The organism is Vibrio cincinnatiensis, from assembly GCF_022113815.1.
Lineage (GTDB): Bacteria > Pseudomonadota > Gammaproteobacteria > Enterobacterales > Vibrionaceae > Vibrio > Vibrio cincinnatiensis_A.
Genome location: NZ_SGOM01000005.1, coordinates 35,952 through 58,609, shown reverse-complemented (window position 1 = coordinate 58,609; position 22,658 = coordinate 35,952). Strand labels below are relative to the sequence as shown.

Below are 22,658 nucleotides of genomic sequence, written 5' to 3'. Positions count from 1 at the left end.
TCAGAAACAGGGATGAGCTCCTACGTTAACGTAGAGCACTTTATGATGGATTTCATTATTAACCTGACGGTGGTTGAAAAAGGAAGGATGAATGGATAATTCTCATACAGACTTCCACGCCTATTGACGGTATGATTCTGAACCAGTGAACGCCAACCGCTAGTGACGCCGATTAATTCAGCATGAGATACATTCTATTACCAACATTGTTGATTACCTTGTTTTTCTCTTCCATGACTTTCGCCAAAGTGGATTTAACCATTGAAGGGCTAAAGGGAGAGGTAAAAGACAATGTGGACGCTTATCTATCGTCAATTCCCGATACGGATTATTCCACACAGTTACGTTTTCAATCTCGATTAGAAAAGATGATGACCGAAGCGCTTAATGCTCTGGGTTACTACCAACCACAATTTTTCTTTCAGGTAACCAAGCCCGATCAAGCGATGACGGTAACAGTGGATCTGGGCGAGGTGGTTCGTTTGGCAGAAGTGGATATTGTGATTAGTGGTGAGGCAGAACAGGATGAAGATTTTGCCCGCTTAATCAAGCGTAGTGGGTTAACGATTGGCGAGCCCCTTAATCATAGCCAATATGACAGTTTGAAATCGTCATTGCGTAATTTAGCGCTACAGAAAGGCTATTTCGATGGCGATTATCAATTGAGCCGACTAGAAGTGGTGCCCGATCTTCAGCAAGCTTTTGTGCGCTTACATTATGACAGTGGCATTCGCTACCATTTCGGAGCGACAGAAATCAATGGCAGCCAGATAGAAGACGTTCGAGTTCGTTCCTTACAACCGTATCAACAAGGGGATCCTTACCTTGTCTCTCAAGTTGGCGAGTTTAACCTCAACTTAGCCAATACAGATTGGTTTTCCTCCGTCTTTGTAAAACCGGACATTAGCCAGTTGGATCCGGGGCAGCGAGAGTTGCCTATGGTGGTGTCTTTAGCGCCTAAAGCGCGCAATCAGTTGGAAACGGGGATTGGTTATTCCACGGATGTGGGGGTACGAGGTTCCTTGAAGTGGAAAAAACCGTGGGTCAATGATTTAGGGCACAGTTTTGATAGTAGCTTTTCCATCTCTGAGCCGGAGCAAAGCATTACGGCGGGTTATAAAATTCCGTTAGAAGATGTTTTGCATCAGTATTATCGTATTCAGTATGGGATGAAGCATGTCGATAAACGAGATACGAAAAGTTTGGAATCGAATTTATCGTTAGAGCGACATTGGATGCTTGATAGCGGTTGGCATCGCACGTTATTTATCCGTTATCTGATTGAAAACTATGAGCAAGGTTTGCTCGATGATACCGCCCACTTTGTGTTACCCGGCGTGACCTATACACGAACCCGTACTCGAATGAACCGCTCTTTACTGACATGGGGAGACAAACAAACCATTACGATCGAATATGGTGATCCTGCGTTTGTTTCTGAAACCCGTGTGACACGGGTTCAAGCAGGAACGTCTTGGCTAAGAAGTTTAGGTAACAACCACCGTGGGCTCGTTCGGGTTGATGGGGGAGCTAACTTTGCCGAAGAGTTTTCTAAACTTTCGCCTTCTTTGCGATTCTTTGCCGGGGGGGATAATAACTTACGAGGTTATGGTTATCAGTCTATCTCTCCCCGTGATGCCAGTGATTCATTAACTGGGGCAAAGTATATGGCAACCAGTTCTCTCGAATATCAATATCGCCTGACAGGAAACTGGTGGGGAGCTTTATTTGTGGATTATGGTGATGCTTTCAACGACAGTCCTGATTGGAAAACCGGGACAGGGTTTGGTATTCGTTGGATTTCACCAGTGGGGCCGTTACGACTTGATTTTGCCTGGGGATTAGATTCCGAGCCGGGTGATCAATTTAAAATCCACTTCACATTAGGGCCTGAACTATGATTAAGCGGGCGATGAAATGGACCAAGTGGTTATCTGCCAGCTTGGTGGGCATGCTGGTTGTGCTCCTGTTATTCGTGGCTGGAATATTGTTTACTCATCCTGGTTTAAATATCGTGCTGTGGGGAGCGCACAAAGCGTTACCTGAACTGTCGGTAAGCGATAGTGAAGGGGCTTTATTTCCTCGCTTTACCTTACACGGGGTAACGTTCAGTGATGAGGCTTTGTCATTGGATGTTAAACTGGAACAGTTAACGTTGGCGATAAATGCCAACTGTTTGCTTGAGCCTATGGTGTGTATTAATGAGGTCATTATTTCTGGTTTAGCGGTCGATTTACCTCAATTACCCGCGATGACAGAAGAAGAGGCGGCCGTACAACCGTCTGAGCCCATGACTCAGTTTTCCAGCCCGATCCCAATCAAACTTGGCCGCTTAACCCTGAATGATATTGAATTGAATTTGTTGGGTAACCATCTTGCTTGGCAACATTTTTCCACAGGGGGAGCATTACAAAATAATCGGTTAAGGATCGATCCTACACAGTGGAATGGCGTTCGTCTCGCATTGGCTGAGGTGTCTTCAGAACCTCAAACCGAGGCCTCCTCTTCTACCGATAATGCACCGATGACCTTGCCTGAGGTCATCATTCCTTTGCAAATTAAGCTAAGCCGTTTTGAACTAAAAGATTTTTTGTTACAGCAGGCAAACCCAATACAAATTCATCGTTTGGCGCTACAAGCTCGGGCATCTCAGTCTGAGGTGGAAGTAGAAAGTTTTGAGTTAGACATGCCGGAGTTAGAAGCCAGTTTATCCGCCAAAACGACGTTAAGCGGCGATTACCCACTGGATTTGAGCTTGAGTTCATTGCTGAAACTGGAAGACCTCAAAGGTCAAACGCTGCAACTGCATGCCAACGGTAGTGTTGCTCATCTCTCATTATCTGCTCAATTGGCGGGACGGGCGAAAGCCCAATTAGAGGCACACTTACAACCACTACAAACCGACTTACCCTTTGATGTGCGGGTGGAACAATTGGATGCCCAGTGGCCATTTAACGGTAAAGGTGAGTATTTTATTGTTGCTCCGCACATTGCGGCTCAAGGCTCATTAGCGCATTACCAACTGGAGTTACAAAGTGATTTTTCGGGGCTGGATCTCCCAGACTTGGCCGTGGCATTACAAGGTGAGGGCTCGCTAACACAAGTAACATTGCATCAGCTGCAATTGAAGACTTTAGGCGGAGAGGTTCAAGGGGAGGTCACCGCAGATTGGGCAGATCTTGCCCATTGGCAGGCAAAACTGAATTTGACTGATATTCAGCCGGCCATTCAATGGCCGGAAGCGCAAGGTATCATTAATGGCCAGCTAGCTACCTCCGGACAGTTAACCGCTCAAGGTGGATGGAAGGTTGATTTACCTCTCTTGGATATTCAAGGGGAGGTGCGTGGTTATCCATTGGACATTGAGGGAGCACTGAGTGCAGATGATAGAGCGGGTCGTGGTGAATTTCGAGTTGCAACATCCGGCTTAACCATGGCACATGGCCCCAACTCCGTGACAGTAAAAGGTCAGATGGATAAAGAATGGCGAATGAATGTCGGATTGCATTTGCCTGAGTTAGAGAAAACGGTGCCGGATCTTTTTGGTCAAGTTCAGGGAAATATCGCTCTGCAAGGGGCCATTAATGAGCCGAATATTCGTGTCGCGTTACAAGCCCATCAATTGGCTTGGCAAGACCAAGCCACCGTCCAGCGGGTTAGCTTAGTCGGTGATGTGGTTCCTATGCCTGTTCCCAAGGCGGATCTTCGCTTGACAGTGAAAGGTATTGGTTACCAAGAGCAAACCATTGATAGTGTGATGCTCACGGTGGCGGGGGGGCAGCAAGAACATCAAGTGACTTTAGCGGTGGAATCAGAATTGGCATCAACTCACCTTGCAATTCAAGGGATGCTGCAAGATGCCCCTCACCTGATTTGGCAAGGGCAACTGGAACGTATGGATCTGGTTTCAAAACAAGGGCGTTGGGTGCTCAACCAAGCCACCGACATTTATGCCGATATTGATCACCAGGCTGTGACGATTGCTCCCCATTGTTGGCAACAAGGTGATTCATCATTATGTTTAACCCAACAAGCTACGGTGGGTGAACAAGGTGAAGTAGATCTGTCGATCACGCAGTTTGCCTTCCAACAGATCGCTGATTTCCTTCCTCAAACCACGCAACTGAAAGGGGAATTGAATGCTCACCTTTGGGCAAAATGGTCTCCAGAATCTTCACCGCAAGCGAATATCGCGCTACAACTTCCCGCGGGGCAAGTGCAGCAAACATTAGATCAACCGATCATATTGGCTTGGGATAATATCGAGATGAATGCTCAGTTGGCTGACAACAGGCTAAAGGCGGATTGGCAACTGAATATAACCGATAATGGCGATCTTTCTGGGCAAATAACCATTCCTGATGTGACGAAGGAAGAAAAACAATTAGATGCTGCGATTAAGTTGACTCCATTTAACATTGATTTTCTGGCTCCATTGATTGGGGAGTATAGCCAAGTAAAATCGAGCATTACCGCGGATTTAACCGTTCAAGGTGACCTATTGCATCCACAAGCAATGGGGCAGCTAGCGGTTCGAGATATGACACTAACTGGCGATATTTCTCCCCTGGAGGTGAGCTCGGGTCAGCTCACAATCGATTTCTCTGGGTATCAAGCAGTATTGAATGCCGGTATCGATACCGCAGAAGGCACATTAAAGATTACTGGGGATGCCGATTGGTCTGATTTAACGGATTGGCGCGTTAACAGCCATGTGGCCGCAGAATCTTTGTTGGTTGATCTCCCGCCAATGGTGAAGATAAGAGTCGTGCCAGATCTCACCTTGGCGATGCAGCCTGAGAAGGCCAATATCACTGGGTCTATTTCTCTACCATGGGGAAGAATCACAGTAGAGGAACTGCCACCAAGCGCGGTTGAAGTCTCTAAAGATCAGGTGTTATTAACTCAAGATTTGATGCCGATTGATGAGCAAAATCCACTGCCGTTACAGATTGAAACGGATGTCACTATTATGATTGGTGATGATGTTCGACTCAGTGCCTTTGGTTTGCTTGGGGAACTGGTTGGTCAGCTCAATGTCACTCAGAAAGATAAAGGCCCATTTATTGTCGGGGAAGTGAATATCCTTAAGGGGCAATATCGTTCATTTGGACAAGATTTGTTGATTCAAGAAGGTAAAATCTTAATGAATGGTCCTGCAGACCAGCCTTATTTGTCGATTAAAGCCATCCGTAACCCAGACAATACGCAAGATGACGTTATCGCCGGGGTGCAAGTGACCGGCTCGGCGGATGAACCTGTCGTCTCCATCTTTTCTGATCCCGTCATGCCTCAAGCCAATGCGCTTTCTTACCTACTACGCGGCCAAGATATTGATGGCGAGGCGGGAGGAAATGCCATGACAACCACACTGATTGGGCTAAGCTTAGCTCAGAGTGGTAAGGTCGTTGGAAAAATTGGTGAAGGTCTGGGCGTGCAAGATTTACAACTGGATACTGCCGGTTCTGGTGACGATTCTCAGGTGACGGTGAGCGGATATATTTTGCCAGGCTTGCAGGTCAAATATGGAGTTGGGATCTTTAACTCGGTGGGGGAATTTACTGTACGTTACCGTTTGATGAGAGATCTTTATCTAGAAGCGGTTTCCGGCGTTGACAGTGCCATCGATCTACTTTATCGGTTTGAGTTCAATTAAGGAGAAAGGCCATGCATCTGGTTTTTGTTTATGGCACCTTGCGCCAAGGAGAGGCGAATCATCACTATTTAGCGGGAAGCCAACGGCTTGGCATGTGGGTAACACCCCCGAGCTATGCGCTGCATGATCTTGGCCCTTATCCTGGTTTGAGTGCTGGTCAACAGTCGATCCAAGGGGAAGTGTACCAAGTCGATGATTCCACCTTGGCTCAATTGGATATTTTAGAAGATGTCCCGGTAGAATATCGACGAGAAAACATCGACACTCTTTATGGCCTCGCGTGGATTTATATTTATCAAGATACCAGTCGGCTTAATAGCTTGATTGAATCAGGGGATTGGTGCCAGCGCGTGTAAGCTTACCCTTCATATAAAACAAAGCCAGCTTGTCTGTTGGCTTTGTTCTCCTATTCTTTATGGTCATTCATTTATTTCCATTGGCGCGTTAGATGACCGCTGACTGACTCAATATCGCCGCTGGTTTTTATTTATTAACCTTATTGTTATATCTTTTATTGCTAGCTTTATCGGAAAAAACTTGCTGAATTATTGTTCATATGATCGAGTTGGCGCTATTCCACATAACTTGTTTTGCTAAAGACATGTACAAAATGGCTGGATCTTTCATTGTATGAAATCTCTAACAGCCGAAAGATTCACTTCTCATTATTCTATTCATCAGTGACGAATTAATAGATGAGAAAACCATGTATAAATATAAGTTATCTGTATTGGAAAAAGTGGGTTTTGGTGCCGGAGATATGGCCGTTAATGTAGTCATCTCTTCGATGATGTTAATTATTACCTTCTTCTACACTGATATCTTTGGCATTAAGCCGCAAGATCTCGCCATGTTATTTATTGTCGTACGTTTGATTGATGCGGTCACTGACCCATTGATGGGGATTTTGACGGATAAAGTTAAAAGTCGTTGGGGGCGTTATCGTCCATATTTATTATTTTTGTCGGTCCCTTTTGGGCTTTCTGTTTATTTGGCCTTTAGTACTCCGGATGTGGATTATAACGCGAAACTGATTTATGCGTATTCTACTTATATTCTTGTTACCGTGATGTTTACCGCAGTGACAATTCCGTATATCTCATTGATTAGCGTACTGACTGATGACCCGAAAGAGCGGCTTTCTGCAAATGGCTACCGATTGTTTTTTGCCAAAATTGCAGCCTTCTTAGTAACCATTATTGTTCCACAACTTTCTGTTTACTGGGGGCAAGAAAATATTCAGCTAGGCTACCAATATTCAATGGGTTTGATGGGATTAATGGGCACGTTGTTATTCCTATTTTGTTTTGCAACCACCAAAGAGCGTATTGAACACAAGGTCGAAAAAAGTAGTTTTGGTCAGCAGGTCAAGCTATTGATGAAAAATGATCAATGGTTAATTCTTTGTGCCGTCTGTGTCACCGGCACTATTGGTTATGTGATTCGTGGTTCTGTGGCGGCTTATTATGCTAAATATTACCTTGGTGGTGATGCCGGAACTATTTCAGCCTTCCTTGCGACAGGGGTCGTTGCAGCAATTCTTGCTATGGTCGCTTCAACTTGGATAACAAAAATATATTGTAAGGTTAAACTCTTTCGCTATAGCCAGATAGCGGTACTCTTCCTTAGTGCTCTGCTGTATTTTATGGTTGGTCGGGGAGATTTCTTCTTGGCATTTGTTCTCTACTTTATGGTGTCATTCGTGGTTGATTTACATGCGCCTGTCTTCTGGTCAGCCATTGCTGAAGCGGTGGATTACGGAACATATAAAACAGGTCAACGTGTTTCAGGACTGGCGTTTGGTGGCATTTCGTTTTGTCAAAAATTCGGGATGGGAATTGCTGGTGCGATTGTCGGCTGGTTATTGACAATGTTTAATTATGAAGCGAACCAAGCTCAATCTGATTATACCTTAATGGGGATTGCATTAATGTTAACCGTTATTCCTGGATTATTTCATTTTCTCATGGGAGCTTTCATGTTTAAGTATAAAGTGACGGACCGTTATTATCATTCTATTACGGCGACCAATATTCTTGAACAAGATGAAAACCTCAGTACTGTTAAACCAAATAAACCGATAAAAGGTCTTGTAAATTAAGGTTCATTCAATGACAGAGTTAATTAATCCAATTATTAAACAACGCGCAGATCCTCATATCTATAAACATGTAGATGGGTATTATTATTTTACGGCTTCCGTCCCTGAATATGACCGAATTGAAATTCGTCGAGCAAAAACAATTCATGAATTGAACACAACGGATGAGGTGGTTAATGCATGGTATAAGCCCGACACGGGGCCATACAGTGATTTAGTCTGGGCACCTGAATTGCATTTTATTGATGGGGCTTGGTATGTCTATTTTGCGGCCGCCCCTTCACGAGAGATTGTGGACGGCTTGTTTCAGCATCGTATGTATGCCATTTCCAATAAAAATAGCAATCCAATTACGGATCACTGGACATTTGAAGGGCAGATTGAAACGGGAATGGATACTTTCTGTTTAGATGCGACCTCTTTTACTCACAAAGGAAGGCACTATTATGTGTGGGCGCAGAAAGACAACCGCATCCAAGGGAATTCCAACCTTTATATTGCTGAGTTAGCGACACCCGTTACGCTGAAAACACCACCTCAATGTCTTTCTATTCCTGAATTTGATTGGGAGCAACGTGGTTTTTGGGTCAATGAAGGGCCGTCGGTTATTCATCGACATGGAAAATTCTGGTTAACCTATTCAGCCAGTGCTACTGATGAAAACTATTGCATGGGGCTGTTGTATGCCGATGAAGGCAGCGATCTTCTGGATCCTCATAGTTGGCATAAATCGGCTCAGCCCGTCTTTCAGACGAACTGGGATAAAAAAGTGTATGGCCCTGGGCACAATAGTTTTACGCAGGATGAGCAAGGTCGAGATCTGCTGGTTTACCATGCTCGTGATTATACAGAAATCGAAGGTGATCCACTGTGGGATCCTAATCGCCACACTCGAGTCAAAGTGTTGCTTTGGCAAGAGGGGCTCCCGCAATTTGGCGAAGCCATTTAATAACTAAACAAGCGAGGTATTCACTAGTGGCTACCTCGTTTTTTATCTACGACACCGGACAACAAGAATGAATGCACTGCAAAAAATGCGCACTGGGGAGCGTTACTGGATTAATGATCCTGAGTTGGTTGAAATTCGAGATACGACTCGAGATTTAGTGGCTGAATACAATCAACTACCAAGACGTCATCGAGAGCAGCAGCGGGCCATTTTAACCCGCATATTTGCCCGTATTGGTGATGATGTCCATATGGAAAAAAATGTGAATATTGATTATGGCATCAACACCACGTTAGGCAGCCATGTGTTTATCAACTTTAACTTTACTTTGCTAGATTGTGCGCCCGTTTCCATTGGCGACCATGTTTTTATTGGACCGAATGTACAACTGTATACCGCTCATCATCCGTTAGATATTGCCACTCGTGATGAGCATATCGGTTGGGCGGAACCTATCACAATAGGTAACCATGTGTGGATTGGTGGAAATTGTGTGATTATGCCAGGAGTCACGATTGGTGATGGTGCCGTCATCGGAGCTGGGAGTTTAGTCACGAAAGATGTTCCCGCGCATACTATTGCCTTTGGCCATCCTTGCCAAGAATATAGAACCGTCGATGAAGCGCTTAGGATACAAGGCTGACACGTTCCAAGATAAAGAAAAAAGCTCAGTGTCATACTGAGCTTTGGTATTTGCAGCCTTACTCGACTGTTTTGGGGAAAATAGCGCGGTGAAAACTGCTCTTATTTTTGTTGAGCACGTTCGTAAGACGACAAAATTTCTGCACGAGCAGAGGCTACGTCTTCCCAACCATCTACTTTTACCCACTTACCGCTTTCTAATTCTTTGTAATGTTCAAAGAAGTGAGTAATTTGTGCTTTAAGCAGCTCTGGCACATCATTGATATCTTGGATGTGATCATACTCTTTTGACAATTTTGAGTGTGGAACCGCGATTACTTTCGCATCTTCACCCGATTCATCCGTCATTTTCAACACACCAACAGGGCGGCAACGAATGACTGAACCTGGCATCAGTGGGAATGGGGTTGGAACAAGGACATCCACAGGGTCACCATCTAACGATAGGGTATGGTTCACATAGCCGTAGTTGCATGGGTAAAACATAGGTGCTGACATGAAGCGGTCAACAAATACCGCGCCAGAGTCTTTATCGACTTCGTATTTGATAGGATCAGCATTGGCTGGGATTTCAATCACTACATAGATATCGTCAGGCAGTGATTTGCCTGCTGGCACATGATTTAAACTCATTAAGGTTTCCTTTTTGTTAACCTGACTTCAAAAAACGTCATTAATTATTATGCAAACTGAGTAAAGGTGCAAAACCGATACACAGTAAAGCATAAAGTTTACCTGTAAATATTCCGATTCCCAAGAGGATGTTGGCTGAGAGTGTGAGCGAGTATTTAAATGAGTGAGAGAGCAAGACATTCCCCTACGCTATCTGAGTGATAATGAAGGGGAATTTTTTAACAAGCGGACAGAATGAAAAAAGTGTAAATGACTTTATTCATCAGGATGATTGGCGAGGAAGCTTTCGACTTTTTCAACCATCTCTTTTGATCCGACAAAAAATGGTACTCGTTGGTGCAGTTCGGTCGGTTTGATATCAAGAATACGATGAATACCATCAGAGGCTAAACCACCGGCTTGTTCAATTAAAAATGCCATCGGGTTACATTCATACAGCAAGCGTAATTTCCCATTTGGGTGGCTTTGTGTACTTGGATAAAGGTAAATACCGCCTTTGAGTAAGTTACGATGAAAGTCAGCCACTAAAGAGCCAATATAGCGTGAGGTATAAGGACGGTTATCTTCAGGAACACTTTCTTGGCAGTATTTGATGTATTTTTTTACACCGGTTGGAAAGCGAATATAGTTTCCTTCGTTAATGGAGTAAATCTTCCCTTGTTTGGGGATACACATATTCTCATGGGATAAACAAAATGAACCGATAGAAGGGTCGTAAGTAAACCCATTCACACCATTCCCTGTTGTGTACACCAACATGGTGGACGAGCCGTAGATAACATACCCAGCCGCCACTTGTTTATGACCGGGTTGTAAAAAATCTTCGGCAGTAGGCGGGGCTCCTACGGGAGAAATTCGACGATAAATGGAAAAGATGGTGCCCACCGAGACATTTACATCAATGTTGGAGGAGCCATCTAACGGATCCATAAGGACCACATATTTTGCATTTTTGTTGAGATCTTTATTAAAGGCAACTGCTTCATCTTCTTCTTCACTCGCCACGCCACAGACTTGGTCTCGTGCTTCTAGTGCCGCTTTGAATTTTTCATTCGCGTAGAGGTCAAGTTTCTGCTGTTCTTCTCCTTGAATATTATCTTTACCTGAAGCTCCCGTAATATCCGCCAATCCTGCTTTATTGATTTCGCGGTTAACGATTTTTGCGGCCAAGCGAATAGAAGCAAGCAGAGAGGACAGTTCACCACTTGCATGGGGGAAGTCATGCTGTTTTTCAACGATAAACTCACCAAGGGTGCGCATCTTCGACATGTTATTTCCTTAACACTTATTGTTATGGGGGGATAATCAACGCGGTGATGGATGTAGGTTTTGTTTTGAAATTGTGTTCACTCGCGCCTAGTGAGGATTTTAGGGCTTAGATCTTTTTACGAGTAATAAACTAACCGACCGAGATCTCAATTTGGTTGTCGACTATTTTAAAATTACATTACGCTGATTTTCGATGCTCGCTTTTATGGCTTGAATCAGGATAATGACCAGCAGAGAACACAGCATTCATGAGGCTAGCTTGATGCACATTCATATTTTGGGTATTTGTGGCACATTTATGGGCGGCGTGGCGATGTTGGCCCGCCAGCTTGGTCATAAGGTGACAGGCAGCGATGCGAATGTTTATCCGCCGATGAGTACAATGTTACAAACACAAGGGATCGACATTATTGAAGGGTTTGACCCGGCGCAATTAGAACCCAAACCGGACTTAGTCGTGATAGGTAATGCGATGAGTCGCGGTAACCCTTGTGTGGAATATGTACTGAATCATAATCTTCGTTATACCTCTGGTCCTCAGTGGTTACATGATTTTTTACTTCAGGACCGGTGGGTACTGGCTGTGGCAGGTACTCATGGTAAAACCACCACATCCAGCATGTTGGCCTGGATTCTTGAGCATTGTGGCTACCAGCCAGGTTTTTTGGTGGGCGGCGTATTGGGGAATTTTGGTCTTTCAGCACGATTAGGTGAGAGTATGTTTTTCGTGGTGGAAGCCGACGAATATGACAGTGCTTTTTTTGATAAACGTTCCAAGTTTGTTCATTACCATCCTCGCACCTTGGTGATGAATAATTTAGAGTTTGACCATGCGGATATCTTTGATGATCTGGAAGCGATCAAGCGACAGTTTCACCATTTAGTCCGGACGGTACCGGGCAATGGGCGTTTATTGGTGCCTAAGCAAGATGCCGCTTTAGCCGATGTTTTAACCCGAGGTTGTTGGAGTGAAACCGAATTTACGGGTCAACATGGTGAATGGCAGGCCGAAAAGCATAATCCGGAAGGCTCTCGCTTTACGGTTTATTTTCATGGAGAAGTGGTCGGGGATGTCGATTGGGATCTGATTGGCGATCATAATGTCAATAATGCACTCATGGCGATTGCGGCAGCTCGACATGTGGGGGTAACCCCGGATTTAGCTTGCCAAGCACTAGCCAGCTTTATTAACACTAAACGCCGTTTAGAGCTGAAAGGCCAAGAAAATGGGGTCACCGTTTATGATGATTTTGCTCACCACCCAACGGCGATTGAGCTGACCCTAGGTGGGCTAAGAAACAAAGTCGGCAAGCAAAAAATTATCGCGGTGTTAGAGCCACGTTCTGCAACCATGAAATTAGGGGTACACAAAACCAGGTTAGCCGCTTCCTTACAGCAAGCCGACTCGGTTTACCTTTATCAACCGGACAATATTGAGTGGTCAGTGGCTGACGTGGCGAAACAATGCCAAGCCCCAGCTTATACTTCCGATCAATTGGACGAATTGGTGAGCAAGATTTGTGCAGAAGCGCAACCCGGCGACCATATTTTAGTGATGAGTAACGGTGGGTTTGGTGGTATTCATAGTAAGTTGTTGGCAACGCTGCGTGAGCACGCTCAACAAAAATAAAAGGTTGCAATTGAATGGCACAATTAACTAAACAAAAACAAGCCATCACATTAGCTTGGACAGGTGCGTCTGGTGCACCTTATGGTCTGCGTCTGTTAGAGTGTTTACTGGCTGCCGATTACACGGTTTACTTACTCATTTCCTCGGCGGCTCGTGTGGTTCTAGCGACTGAGCATGGTTTGCAGTTGGCAAGCCAGCCAGAAGCCGCCAAACAGCAATTAGTGGCACATTTTGATTGTGACCCTAATCAGTTAGTCGTTTGTGGTAAAGAAGAGTGGTTTTCCCCTGTGGCTTCAGGATCTGCTGCGCCAAAACAGATGGTGGTGTGTCCATGTTCGGCAGGGAGTGTCGCCGCCATCGCGCATGGCATGTCGGACAATTTGATTGAACGTGCTGCAGATGTGGTGATCAAAGAGCGGGGGCAACTCTTGCTGGTGGTACGTGAAACGCCATTCTCAACGCTGCATTTAGAAAATATGTATAAGTTGTCGCAGTTGGGGGTCACGATTATGCCTGCCGCGCCGGGATTTTATCATCAACCGACTTCAATTGAGGATTTGGTTGATTTTATGGTTGCGCGCATTTTGGATCACTTAGGTATTGAGCAAGGGCTTGTACCTCGCTGGGGTTATGACCAACGCCCGTAAGTAGCTTCTTTATCTATTTACGTTTACAATCTTTTTCACTCATCGGGGAGCTTACCATCGCGACAAGCAATGGCGCTGAGATCAAGCTAAGCTTGGGACCCGCATTAGTCACACCTTGTGTGGTTAAATACCTGAACCAGATAATGCTGGCGTAGGAATTGAGCAGAATGATGTACTTATCCATTCTCCCTCAAGCCTGTGCCGCTCACTAAGGAGCGCAAGCCTTGAATAACCGATTTATCTCTGCTGTTGTTACTAGTCTGTTTTGCTCATCACTCGCATGGGCAGGCAACGAAACCTTGACCGTTTATACCTATGACTCGTTTGTGGCAGATTGGGGGCCAGGTCCAGCCATTAAACAAGCTTTTGAAGCGCAATGTGATTGCCAGCTTAACTTTGTTGCATTGGATGATGGGGTATCTATTCTTAACCGCTTACGCCTTGAGGGGCGTAATAGCCAAGCTGATGTTGTGTTAGGGTTAGACAATAACTTAATGGCCGAAGCCAAACAAACGGGATTATTGGCTGAGCATCAAGTGAATACGTCAGCGATACAGCTACCCAACGGCTGGAGTGATAAGACGTTTATTCCTTATGACTATGGCTATTTTGCTTTTGTCTATAATCGGGAAAAATTGTTAAATCCACCCTCCAGCCTACGTGAATTAGTGGAAAAGCGTTCTGACATTAAGATTATTTATCAAGATCCACGCACTTCAACTCCGGGGCAGGGATTACTGCTGTGGATGAAATCTGTATATGATGATAAAGCCACTCAAGCGTGGAAACAGTTGGCGAACAAAACGGTCACCGTAACTAAGGGGTGGTCGGAATCTTACTCGATGTTTTTGAAAGGGGAAGCGGATATGGTGCTCTCGTATACCACTTCTCCGGCTTATCATGCGATAGCCGAAAATGATCAGCGCTATGCGACCGCTGATTTTTCGGAAGGACATTATATGCAGATTGAAGTGGCAGCCAAAGTCGCCAGTAGCCCTAATCCGACATTGGCGGATGCCTTTATGCAGTTTATTTTGAGCGATGATTTTCAGTTGGTGATTCCAACCACAAACTGGATGTATCCCGTAGCCGATGTTCCTCTTCCTGAAGGTTATGCAAATTTATCTATTCCGAGTAAAGCCCTCTCTTTTGCGGATCAAGAAGTCGCTAAACAGCGACGGAGTTGGATTCGTGAATGGCAACATGCTTTAACATTTTAACGGGATATGAAGACAGCAGTTCCAAAATGGGGAATTGTGCTGGCGAGCTTGGTCGCGCTGTTTATTGCTGGCACGCTTGGCGCTCTATTTTGGCATTCCCCATCACTAGCGTTTGGAGACCTCTGGCGGGATGCTTATTTTCGTCATGTCACCTGGTTTAGTTTCTATCAAGCATTACTCTCTACCTTACTCAGTGTTGGGCTGGCGCTCCCGGTTGCTCATGCTTTACATCGGCGGCGGTTTAAAGGGCGAGATCTGCTGCTCAAACTGTTTGCCATGACCTTAGTCTTACCCGTGTTGGTTGGGGTGTTTGGTCTATTGGCGATTTATGGTAATAGCGGATTATTAGCCAAGCTGCTTAGCCAGTGGCAGCAAGCGTTACCTTTCTCCATTTATGGTTTAAATGGCATTTTGCTGGCCCATGTATTTTTCAATTTACCTTATGCCAGTCGCCTTCTGTTGCAAAGCTTAGAAGGGATTCCGGTTGAGCAGCATAAGTTGTGCGCCCATTTGGGGATGAGCCAGTGGCAAAAATTTAAATGGGTCGAATGGCCTCGCTTACGCCAGCAGCTCCCTTCGGTGGGAAGTTTAGTCTTTATGCTTTGCTTTACCAGTTTTGCCACCGTCATGGCACTCGGGGGCGGTCCGAAATCAACCACGATTGAACTGGCTATCTATCAGGCAATTAAATTTGATTTTGATTTAGGCACTGGAGCTTTGCTGGCCATATGGCAGATGCTGTTGTGTGCTTTGCTGTATCTCACGATGCAGCGCTTCGCGCGTCCATTACCTGCCAGCCAAGGGCATGCAGGAGAATGGATCGGATTAGGTAAAGAGACGCTCGCAAATCGGCTTTGGGATGGGTTCTGGATTGTAATGGTGCTGTTGTTGGTTTTGCCCCCTTTACTGATGGTGATAGTTAGTGGGCTGAACGTTCAACTCTTTACCATATTGCGTCGCCAAGAATTTTGGTCGGCGGTGATGGCTTCATTACAAATTGCCAGCTTAGCGGGCACTATTGCGGTTGCTGTTGGCTGCGCTATTGTGCTTACCAGCCGTTATTGGCGAATACAGCATCAACCTAAAAAAGCCAATGGTATTGAACTGATTGGCGCTATTATTCTGGTGACACCGGGTTTAGTGATTAGTACAGGGCTTTTCTTATTGCTTCGCCAAATCATGGATGTATTTAGTATGGCCTATTGGTTAGTGGTGGCGGTGAATAGCTTAATGGCCCTCCCTTATGTCATTAAAACACTGGCTCAACCCATGCTGCATCTTGAGCAGCAGTACCAATTTTTATGTGCCAGCTTAGGTATACGGGGTTGGGCAAGGCTAAGACTCATTGAATGGCGGGCACTACAAAAACCGTTTGCTCATGCTTTATCGATCAGTTTCTTATTGTCGATGGGCGATCTGAGTGCCATCGCATTATTGGGTAGCCAGCAATTAACCACCTTGCCTCTTTATCTCTATCAGCTATTGGGCAGCTATCAGATGCCCGCTGCGGCGGTCGTTTCTTTAGCTTTGCTGGTGCTTAGCGTCGGTATTTATTACGGGGTTGAGTGTTTATTTCATCGGTATCACAAAGGGTCATCATGCTAGCGATCAATCAGCTTACTTATCAGTATCAACAAGCATGGTTCTCGTTTGATTTACAAGTTAAACGAGGCAGTATTACCGCCTTGATGGGACCGAGTGGGGCGGGGAAATCCACCCTGTTAAGCTTGTTGGCTGGATTTATCGCCCCTCATAACGGTGATATATTGGTTGACGGTCAATCCATATTAGCTAAAGCGCCTTATCAGCGGCCTTTCTCTATGTTATTTCAGGAACATAATTTATTTAGCCATTTGTCGGTGAGAGAAAACATTGCGCTGGGGCTGCATCCTGGGCTGAAGTTGAATGCTCAGCAGAAAACTCAAGTGCAATGGGCGGCTCAGCAAGTAGGCATTGAGCCATTTCTTGATCGGCTACCGGCACAGCTTTCAGGTGGACAGCGACAACGTGTAGCGTTGGCACGCTGCTTTGTTCAGTCTCATCTTATTTGGTTGTTGGATGAGCCTTTTTCTGCATTAGATCCGCTATTGAGAGAAGAAATGCTGCAATTGGTGAAATCGCTGGCTCAAGCACGAGATATTACGGTGTTGATGGTGACACATCATTTGAATGATGCCAAAACCATTGCCAGCCATTTTGCCTTTATGGATCAAGGAAAAGTGGAAGTGGTAGGGGAAGTTTCTGCTTTGCCTAAGCCACAAAACCATCCGGCTTTTGCCGAATTTATCCGGGCGGGCAGTTAGCTTGCTTTGTGTCTACAAGGAAGGAGCATAAGAAATATCTCACCAAGCGAGGTTGAGCACATCGCTTGGTGAGTATTTTTTCGAGCTTTGAACACCATGATGAATTAGATTGCTGCATCATTGAGTGTTTTGAGAATTTGGAAAATTTCTCGTGAGGCTTTTGGAGCTTTTTCCGCCTTTTTCTCTTTGTTTGCTTGACGGGCTAATTGACGTAGCCGTTGACGATCAGCTTCTGGATATTGTTGCATCAACTCTTCAATAGCACTGTCGCCGTCGGCCACAATACGATCACGCCACTGTTCTAGCTTATGCAGGACCGCCGTTGACTGCGAATGTTTATTACGCAGTTTATCTAATGCAGCTTGAATGGGTTCTGGATCAATATTACGCATGACTCGACCAATGTATTGCAATTGGCGGCGTCGAGCTTCATTTTTGAAACGCTGAGCATCTTTAATCGCGTCCAGCAAATCTTCCGGCATCGGGATTTTTTGTAGTGCGGATGGTTTTAAGTCAACCAGCTCTTCCCCGAGCTTTTGTAGCTCAATCATGTCGTTTTTCAACTCGGTTTTACTGACCCAGATGATCTCTTCTTCCTCTTCCCAAGGAGCTTTTTGGTTTTTACGCGCCATAGTCTTCACTAATAAGTTATTTATCTTAGCTATTTTAGCAAGAATCGTGGGGAGAAAGCGAAATTCTTGTTATCCTACTAACATAAAAGCTCAATTAGTTGGATGAGAGATGGATATAAGACAGCAAGTCGCGATGCAGCGCAGTGAATTGGAAGCGGCGGTAGCCAAAGCCCTTGATATGGCGTCAGCTCAAGCGGATGCCGCTGAAGTTGCCATTAGTAAAAGCACCGGACTCAGCGTATCAACCCGCATGTGCGAGGTTGAAAATGTCGAATTTAACAGTGATGGTGCGCTAGGCATCACCGTTTATCGAGGGCAGCGCAAAGGGAGCGCATCCACCTCGGATTTGAGTGAAAAAGCGATTCAGCAAACGGTGTTGGCCGCGTTAGATATTGCTCATTATACGTCGGAAGACCCTTATTCAGGCCCCGCTCCCAAAGCGTTGATGGTAGAAAATATTCCTGATTTGGATCTCTTTCATCCTGATGAGCCCAATCCAGATCGAGCCGCAAGGATTGCGATTGCTGCAGAACGAGAAGCGCTAAACTACAGCAGTAAAATTAAGCAAAGCGATGGAGCGAGTTATGACAGCCATTATGGCATCAAAGTGTATGGCAACAGTCACGGTTTACTAGCCAGTTATGCTTCTAGCCGCCATAGCATCAGTTGTTGTGTGATTGGTGAAGGACAAAATGGTGAGATGGAACGTGACTACAGTTATACCGTTGCGCGACATAGTGGTGACTTATGGACACCGGAACGAGTGGGACAACAAGCCGCAGAGAAAACCATTCAACGTTTAGACGCTCAGCAACTGAAAACGGGACAATACCCGGTTATGTTTGCTGCGGATGTGGCGACGGGATTGATGGGGCATTTAGTCATGGCGATCAGCGGCGGCAATTTATACCGAAAATCCTCTTTCTTACTTGATCATCTTGGGCAGAAAATTTTACCGGACTGGTTTAACATCAGTGAGCGTCCTCATATATTGAGAGGTTTGGCTTCCAGCCCATTTGATAGCGAAGGCGTGCAAACCGTAGATCGTGAAATTATTACCAACGGTGTACTAGAGACTTACTTACTGACCAGCTATGCCGCTCGTAAAATGAAGATGCAACCCACTGGCCACGCCGGAGGGATTCATAACTGGTTTGTGAAACACAGCGGGCAAAATTTTGAACAGTTACTAACAACGATGGATCGCGGATTATTGGTGACGGAAGTGATGGGACAAGGGGTCAATACCGTGACGGGAGATTACTCTCGTGGTGCTGCAGGGTTTTGGGTTGAAAATGGACAAATTCAGTATCCAGTCTCTGGGGTGACGATTGCTGGAAATTTGAAAACCATGTTTAGCCAAATCATCGCAGTGGGCAGTGATGTGGAAACTCGTTCTCAAATTCAAACCGGCTCCATGCTGATTGAATCGATGAAAGTGGCCGGAGAGTAACTTTCAATATAATCGTGTAAAAAAGCGCTGAATGGTTCAGCGCTTTTTTATTGGGGGGGATAGCAAAGCAGAAAAGTTAAATAAATAAGGTCGCTAAGCCTAAGAAAACCGATAGCCCGACCACATCGGTGACGGTGGTTAATGCCATCCCTCCAGCTAACGCGGGGTCGATATTCATTTTTTTCAGAATAATGGGGATCATGACGCCAGCCACTCCAGCAATAAAGAGGTTGGTCATCATTGCGGCGGAAATAATGCCACCTAATAGCCATTCCCCTTTCCAAACCACTACTATTGCACCAATAATCAATGCCCAAAGAATGCCATTGAGAAAGCCGATCGCTGCTTCTTTTAGCAGTAGTTCCCGCTTGTTACTGTCACCGATATGCCCAAGTGCTAAACCTCGAATGACCAAGGCAACAGTTTGATTTCCAGCTACCCCCCCCATTGAAGGTACGATAGTCATTAAGATTGCAATCGCAGCCATTTGTTCTAGTGTTGCCTCGAACATATTAGAAACTGAAGCAGCCGTTAAGGCGGCAAGAACATTGGCACCGAGCCAAACACTGCGTTTACGAGCTGATTTGACAACCGGGGCAAAGGTATCTTCATCATCATTCATCCCTGCCATACTCATCATCGAGTGTTCGGCATCTTCTCGAATGACGTCAACCACATCATCAATGGTAATGCGTCCGACAAGGTGTTGGTTTTCATCAACCACTGGAGCTGAAACCCAGTTACGCCGCTCAAACAGGCTAGCGACATCCGAGTCTTTGGCATCGACTTTGATCGCTTCATCTGCATCTTCCATCACTTCGCTGACTGGAATATCAGGTTGGGTGGTGATCAACGTGGATAAGGGTAAGTAGCCGATCAGCTTACTTTCGGCATCAATCACATATAAAGAGTCTGTGGCATAAGGCAACTGGCCTTTCATACGAAGGTAACGCAGTACTACATCAACATCGACATCACCACGAATCGTGATGACATCCGTATTCATTAATCCGCCCGCAGTGTCTTCTGGGTAGGAGAGTGCTGTTTCAACGCGTAACCGTTCTGCAGCGTCCATCTGGGCAAGTACTTCCCGAGATAAATCATCGGGTAAACTTCGCAAGACATAGGCGACATCATCACTGTCCATCCCCTCAGTGGCTTCGGCCAGTTTTTCGGGAGCCATTTTCGAAACGAGTGCATCTTTGACGTCTTCGTTCAGCTCTTCAAGGATTTCACCGTAATCTTCGGGGTCCGTCAGTTGCCATAATACATCACGGGCTTTGCGTGGAGAGGCTTCTAACAGATGAGCAATATCTTCTGGCTCCATATCCTGTAACTGGCGACGGACATGGACGAATCGGCCATTTTCTAAGGCTTCGGTAATTTCTTGGAGGGTGTGGTGAGCTTGGTCAAACTCAATTTGCTCGGCCATAGCTTCCTCCTAATGCGTGATTTCGGACAATGAGTTGAATAGTAACTTAATTTTAGAGTCAAGTAACCTGAAGATGCTTAGCTGAGCGAAGGTTGATTATTTATTGAACATGCTAATGCAGGCAGCTCTCGCCTCTGATTTTCCAAGTTAGCGTAACGTTGGATAACGAGAAAATAGAAAGAATCAGAGGTTAGTCGTCTTCATCAAATTTGGCTTCAACTAAATGGCAAACGGCATCGAGAGCAGGCTTGGCTTGAGAGCCTTGTGCGGAGATGGTGATCATTTGACCTTGAGCAGAATCGAGCATCAACAAGCCCATTACACTATCGGCCGTTGCTTGTTTCCCTTCTTGCCCTTGAATGGTAATTACCGCATCAAAGGATTGAGCAAGTTCAACGAGTTTGACCGCAGCCCTTGCGTGCAAACCAAGGCGATTTTGAATCAAGACCGTTCGGCTGATATATGACATAGGTGGCCTATAATTGTTTTTCTAAGGAGTGATGACGAATTTGTACTTGATGGCCTAACTGCGCAAAATATTCACCTATTTGTTGAGTCAGATAGACTGAGCGGTGTTTTCCACCAGTACAACCAATCGCAATGGTTAAATAACTGCGATTGTTTTTTTCTAGCATCGGTAGCCAGTATTCGATGAACTTTTGGATCTGTCGCTTTAGTTCCATCACTTCACTATGGCTTTCTAAGAAGGATTTGATCGGAGCATCCAAGCCAGTCAAAGGTCGTAAATCAGGCTCCCAGTGAGGGTTTGGGAGGAACCGAACATCAAAGACATAATCAGCATCACTCGGTAGGCCATATTTAAATCCAAACGATTGGAAGACCATGACGAGATCTTTACGTTCTCGACCTTCAACCCGCATCCGAACGGTTTCACTCAGTTCATGCAGTGATTGATGGCTACTATCTAGCAGTAAGTCAGCTTGCTCTTTTAATGGTTCTAATAAATGTTTTTCTCGTTCAATTGCTTGAGCGAGCGTCGGTTTATCTTCATTTAAAGAGAGTGGGTGAATCCGGCGAGTTTCACTGTAGCGTTTGAGTAATGTCTCTTTACTGGCATCTAAAAATAACACACTGACGTCGTTATTTTGTTTAAGCTGTGCCAGTACATCTTCGACTAAACTGGGCTCTTTTGGCAGGTTTCGGATATCAATACTGACCGCGACATTCTGTTTGCTGCCTTGTACAGATTGAATGAACGCTTCCAGTAGGCTTACCGGTAAGTTATCCACACAATAATAGCCTAAGTCTTCTAAGACTCGTAAGGCGACACTTTTGCCTGCGCCGGACTGACCACTGACTACAATTAAACGCATCGGAAGGCCTATTGAGGTGGGTTAACCATAATATCGTACAACTCTTGATCGCTTTGTGCACCGCGCAGTTGTTTGAGGGTTTGCTTATCGTTGAGGCGCTCGGCCATGCAAGATAAGGTTTTTAAGTGCTCTTTACACTGCTCTTCAGGAACCAGTAGGGCAAAGAGAAGATCGACAGGGCGGTTATCAATAGAGTCAAATTCAATCGGCTCTTCACATTGTACCAATACCGCAACGGCGTGGTCGCTTGATGTCATGCGTGCATGAGGAATTGCAATACCATTCCCTATGCCCGTGCTGCCCATTTTTTCTCGGCTGAGCATACATTCAAACAGTTCAGTGGCATTTTGCCCAGTATGTTGGGCGGCGATCTCACTGATAATTTCCAGCGCTCGTTTCTTGCTAGAACATTGGACTGCACTTTTGGTGCAGTCCAATGAAAGTACTTCGCTTAATTGCATGTTAGTGGCTACTTAGCTTTTCTTTATGCTTGTTGAGTTGACGAGTGAGTTTATCCACCAGGCCATCTATCGCTGCGTACATATTATCGTCGTCCGCAGTGGCGTGGATTTCTCCTTGATTAACGTGAAGCGTAGCTTCGGCGATCTGGCGTAATTTTTCAACACGTAAAATCACATGAATGGTATTAATATGGTCGAAAAAGCGCTCAAGCTTTTGAAACTTCGAGTGAACATAGTCTTGCATTGAATCGGTAAGATCAATGTGATGGCCTTGAATATTGATTTGCATAGACTTT

20 protein-coding genes are annotated in these 22,658 nt (G+C 45.3%); 12 read left to right on the top strand and 8 right to left on the bottom strand.

Annotated features, from left to right (window positions below):
• Nucleotides 1-182: 182 nt before the first annotated feature.
• The 6 genes from tamA (at nt 183) to EXA13_RS08025 (ending at nt 9,349) form a co-directional block, all read left to right on the top strand.
• The gene (gene tamA / locus EXA13_RS08050) at nt 183-1,901 is read left to right on the top strand and encodes an autotransporter assembly complex protein TamA (RefSeq protein WP_238132728.1); all 1,719 of its coding nucleotides are present in this window, start codon (nt 183-185) and stop codon (nt 1,899-1,901) included.
• Entirely contained in the window at nt 1,898-5,656 is a 3,759-nt protein-coding gene (gene tamB, locus EXA13_RS08045) for an autotransporter assembly complex protein TamB (protein ID WP_238132727.1), read from the top strand. Before tamA ends, tamB begins: the two co-directional genes overlap by 4 nt.
• Before the next feature lie 11 nt (nt 5,657-5,667).
• On the top strand, nt 5,668-6,012 hold the full coding sequence (locus EXA13_RS08040) for a gamma-glutamylcyclotransferase family protein (RefSeq protein WP_238132726.1): 345 nt from the start codon (nt 5,668-5,670) through the stop codon (nt 6,010-6,012).
• Nucleotides 6,013-6,362: 350 nt separating this feature from the next.
• Nucleotides 6,363-7,757, top strand: coding sequence for an MFS transporter (locus EXA13_RS08035; protein WP_238132725.1), 1,395 nt, complete (start codon nt 6,363-6,365; stop codon nt 7,755-7,757).
• Between the two features lie 10 nt (nt 7,758-7,767).
• Nucleotides 7,768-8,706: a glycoside hydrolase family 43 protein gene (locus tag EXA13_RS08030; protein ID WP_238132724.1), complete on the top strand. Its 939-nt coding sequence runs from the start codon at nt 7,768-7,770 to the stop codon at nt 8,704-8,706.
• A 67-nt stretch (nt 8,707-8,773) separates the two neighbouring features.
• Entirely contained in the window at nt 8,774-9,349 is a 576-nt protein-coding gene (locus EXA13_RS08025; protein WP_275949662.1) for a sugar O-acetyltransferase, read from the top strand.
• A gap of 101 nt (nt 9,350-9,450) precedes the next feature.
• On the opposite strand, the gene ppa is transcribed toward EXA13_RS08025, so the two are convergent.
• A complete protein-coding gene (gene ppa, locus EXA13_RS08020) occupies nt 9,451-9,981 on the bottom strand; it encodes an inorganic diphosphatase (RefSeq protein ID WP_238132723.1) in 531 nt (176 codons plus the stop codon).
• 255 nt (nt 9,982-10,236) lie between these two features.
• On the bottom strand, nt 10,237-11,250 hold the full coding sequence (fbp, locus tag EXA13_RS08015; RefSeq protein ID WP_238132722.1) for a class 1 fructose-bisphosphatase: 1,014 nt from the start codon (nt 11,248-11,250) through the stop codon (nt 10,237-10,239).
• 262 nt (nt 11,251-11,512) lie between these two features.
• On the opposite strand from fbp, the gene mpl reads away from it, so the two are divergent.
• The 5 genes from mpl to thiQ all read left to right on the top strand — a co-directional run bounded on the left by mpl (nt 11,513) and on the right by thiQ (nt 17,050).
• Nucleotides 11,513-12,880 (top strand): UDP-N-acetylmuramate:L-alanyl-gamma-D-glutamyl-meso-diaminopimelate ligase, encoded by a 1,368-nt coding sequence (gene mpl / locus EXA13_RS08010; RefSeq protein ID WP_238132721.1) that lies wholly within the window; start codon nt 11,513-11,515, stop codon nt 12,878-12,880.
• Between the two features lie 14 nt (nt 12,881-12,894).
• Nucleotides 12,895-13,527, top strand: coding sequence for a flavin prenyltransferase UbiX (locus EXA13_RS08005; protein WP_238132720.1), 633 nt, complete (start codon nt 12,895-12,897; stop codon nt 13,525-13,527).
• A 239-nt stretch (nt 13,528-13,766) separates the two neighbouring features.
• A complete protein-coding gene (thiB, locus tag EXA13_RS08000) occupies nt 13,767-14,747 on the top strand; it encodes a thiamine ABC transporter substrate binding subunit (protein WP_430794480.1) in 981 nt (326 codons plus the stop codon).
• 6 nt (nt 14,748-14,753) lie between these two features.
• On the top strand, nt 14,754-16,352 hold the full coding sequence (gene thiP / locus EXA13_RS07995) for a thiamine/thiamine pyrophosphate ABC transporter permease ThiP (RefSeq protein WP_238132718.1): 1,599 nt from the start codon (nt 14,754-14,756) through the stop codon (nt 16,350-16,352).
• Nucleotides 16,346-17,050, top strand: coding sequence for a thiamine ABC transporter ATP-binding protein (gene thiQ, locus EXA13_RS07990; RefSeq protein ID WP_238132717.1), 705 nt, complete (start codon nt 16,346-16,348; stop codon nt 17,048-17,050). The genes thiP and thiQ overlap by 7 nt, the downstream gene beginning before the upstream one ends.
• A 104-nt stretch (nt 17,051-17,154) precedes the next feature.
• Here the strand turns inward: thiQ and yjgA are convergent, their stop codons facing one another.
• The gene (gene yjgA, locus EXA13_RS07985) at nt 17,155-17,682 is read right to left on the bottom strand and encodes a ribosome biogenesis factor YjgA (protein ID WP_238132716.1); all 528 of its coding nucleotides are present in this window, start codon (nt 17,680-17,682) and stop codon (nt 17,155-17,157) included.
• 109 nt (nt 17,683-17,791) lie between these two features.
• Here yjgA and pmbA point away from each other — a divergent pair, with 109 nt between their 5' ends.
• The gene (gene pmbA / locus EXA13_RS07980; RefSeq protein ID WP_238132715.1) at nt 17,792-19,135 is read left to right on the top strand and encodes a metalloprotease PmbA; all 1,344 of its coding nucleotides are present in this window, start codon (nt 17,792-17,794) and stop codon (nt 19,133-19,135) included.
• A gap of 76 nt (nt 19,136-19,211) precedes the next feature.
• Here the strand turns inward: pmbA and mgtE are convergent, their stop codons facing one another.
• From mgtE to hpf, 5 genes are all read right to left on the bottom strand, one after another.
• Nucleotides 19,212-20,567, bottom strand: a complete 1,356-nt coding sequence (gene mgtE / locus EXA13_RS07975) for a magnesium transporter (protein ID WP_238132714.1) — start codon at nt 20,565-20,567, stop codon at nt 19,212-19,214.
• A 190-nt stretch (nt 20,568-20,757) separates the two neighbouring features.
• Complete coding sequence (locus EXA13_RS07970; RefSeq protein WP_238132713.1) at nt 20,758-21,036, bottom strand: HPr family phosphocarrier protein; 279 nt, start codon at nt 21,034-21,036, stop codon at nt 20,758-20,760.
• A gap of 7 nt (nt 21,037-21,043) precedes the next feature.
• Nucleotides 21,044-21,901, bottom strand: coding sequence for an RNase adapter RapZ (gene rapZ / locus EXA13_RS07965; protein WP_238132712.1), 858 nt, complete (start codon nt 21,899-21,901; stop codon nt 21,044-21,046).
• 8 nt (nt 21,902-21,909) lie between these two features.
• The gene (gene ptsN, locus EXA13_RS07960) at nt 21,910-22,362 is read right to left on the bottom strand and encodes a PTS IIA-like nitrogen regulatory protein PtsN (RefSeq protein WP_238132711.1); all 453 of its coding nucleotides are present in this window, start codon (nt 22,360-22,362) and stop codon (nt 21,910-21,912) included.
• A gap of 1 nt (nt 22,363) precedes the next feature.
• A complete protein-coding gene (gene hpf / locus EXA13_RS07955) occupies nt 22,364-22,651 on the bottom strand; it encodes a ribosome hibernation promoting factor (protein ID WP_238132710.1) in 288 nt (95 codons plus the stop codon).
• Between the last annotated feature and the right edge of the window lie 7 nt (nt 22,652-22,658).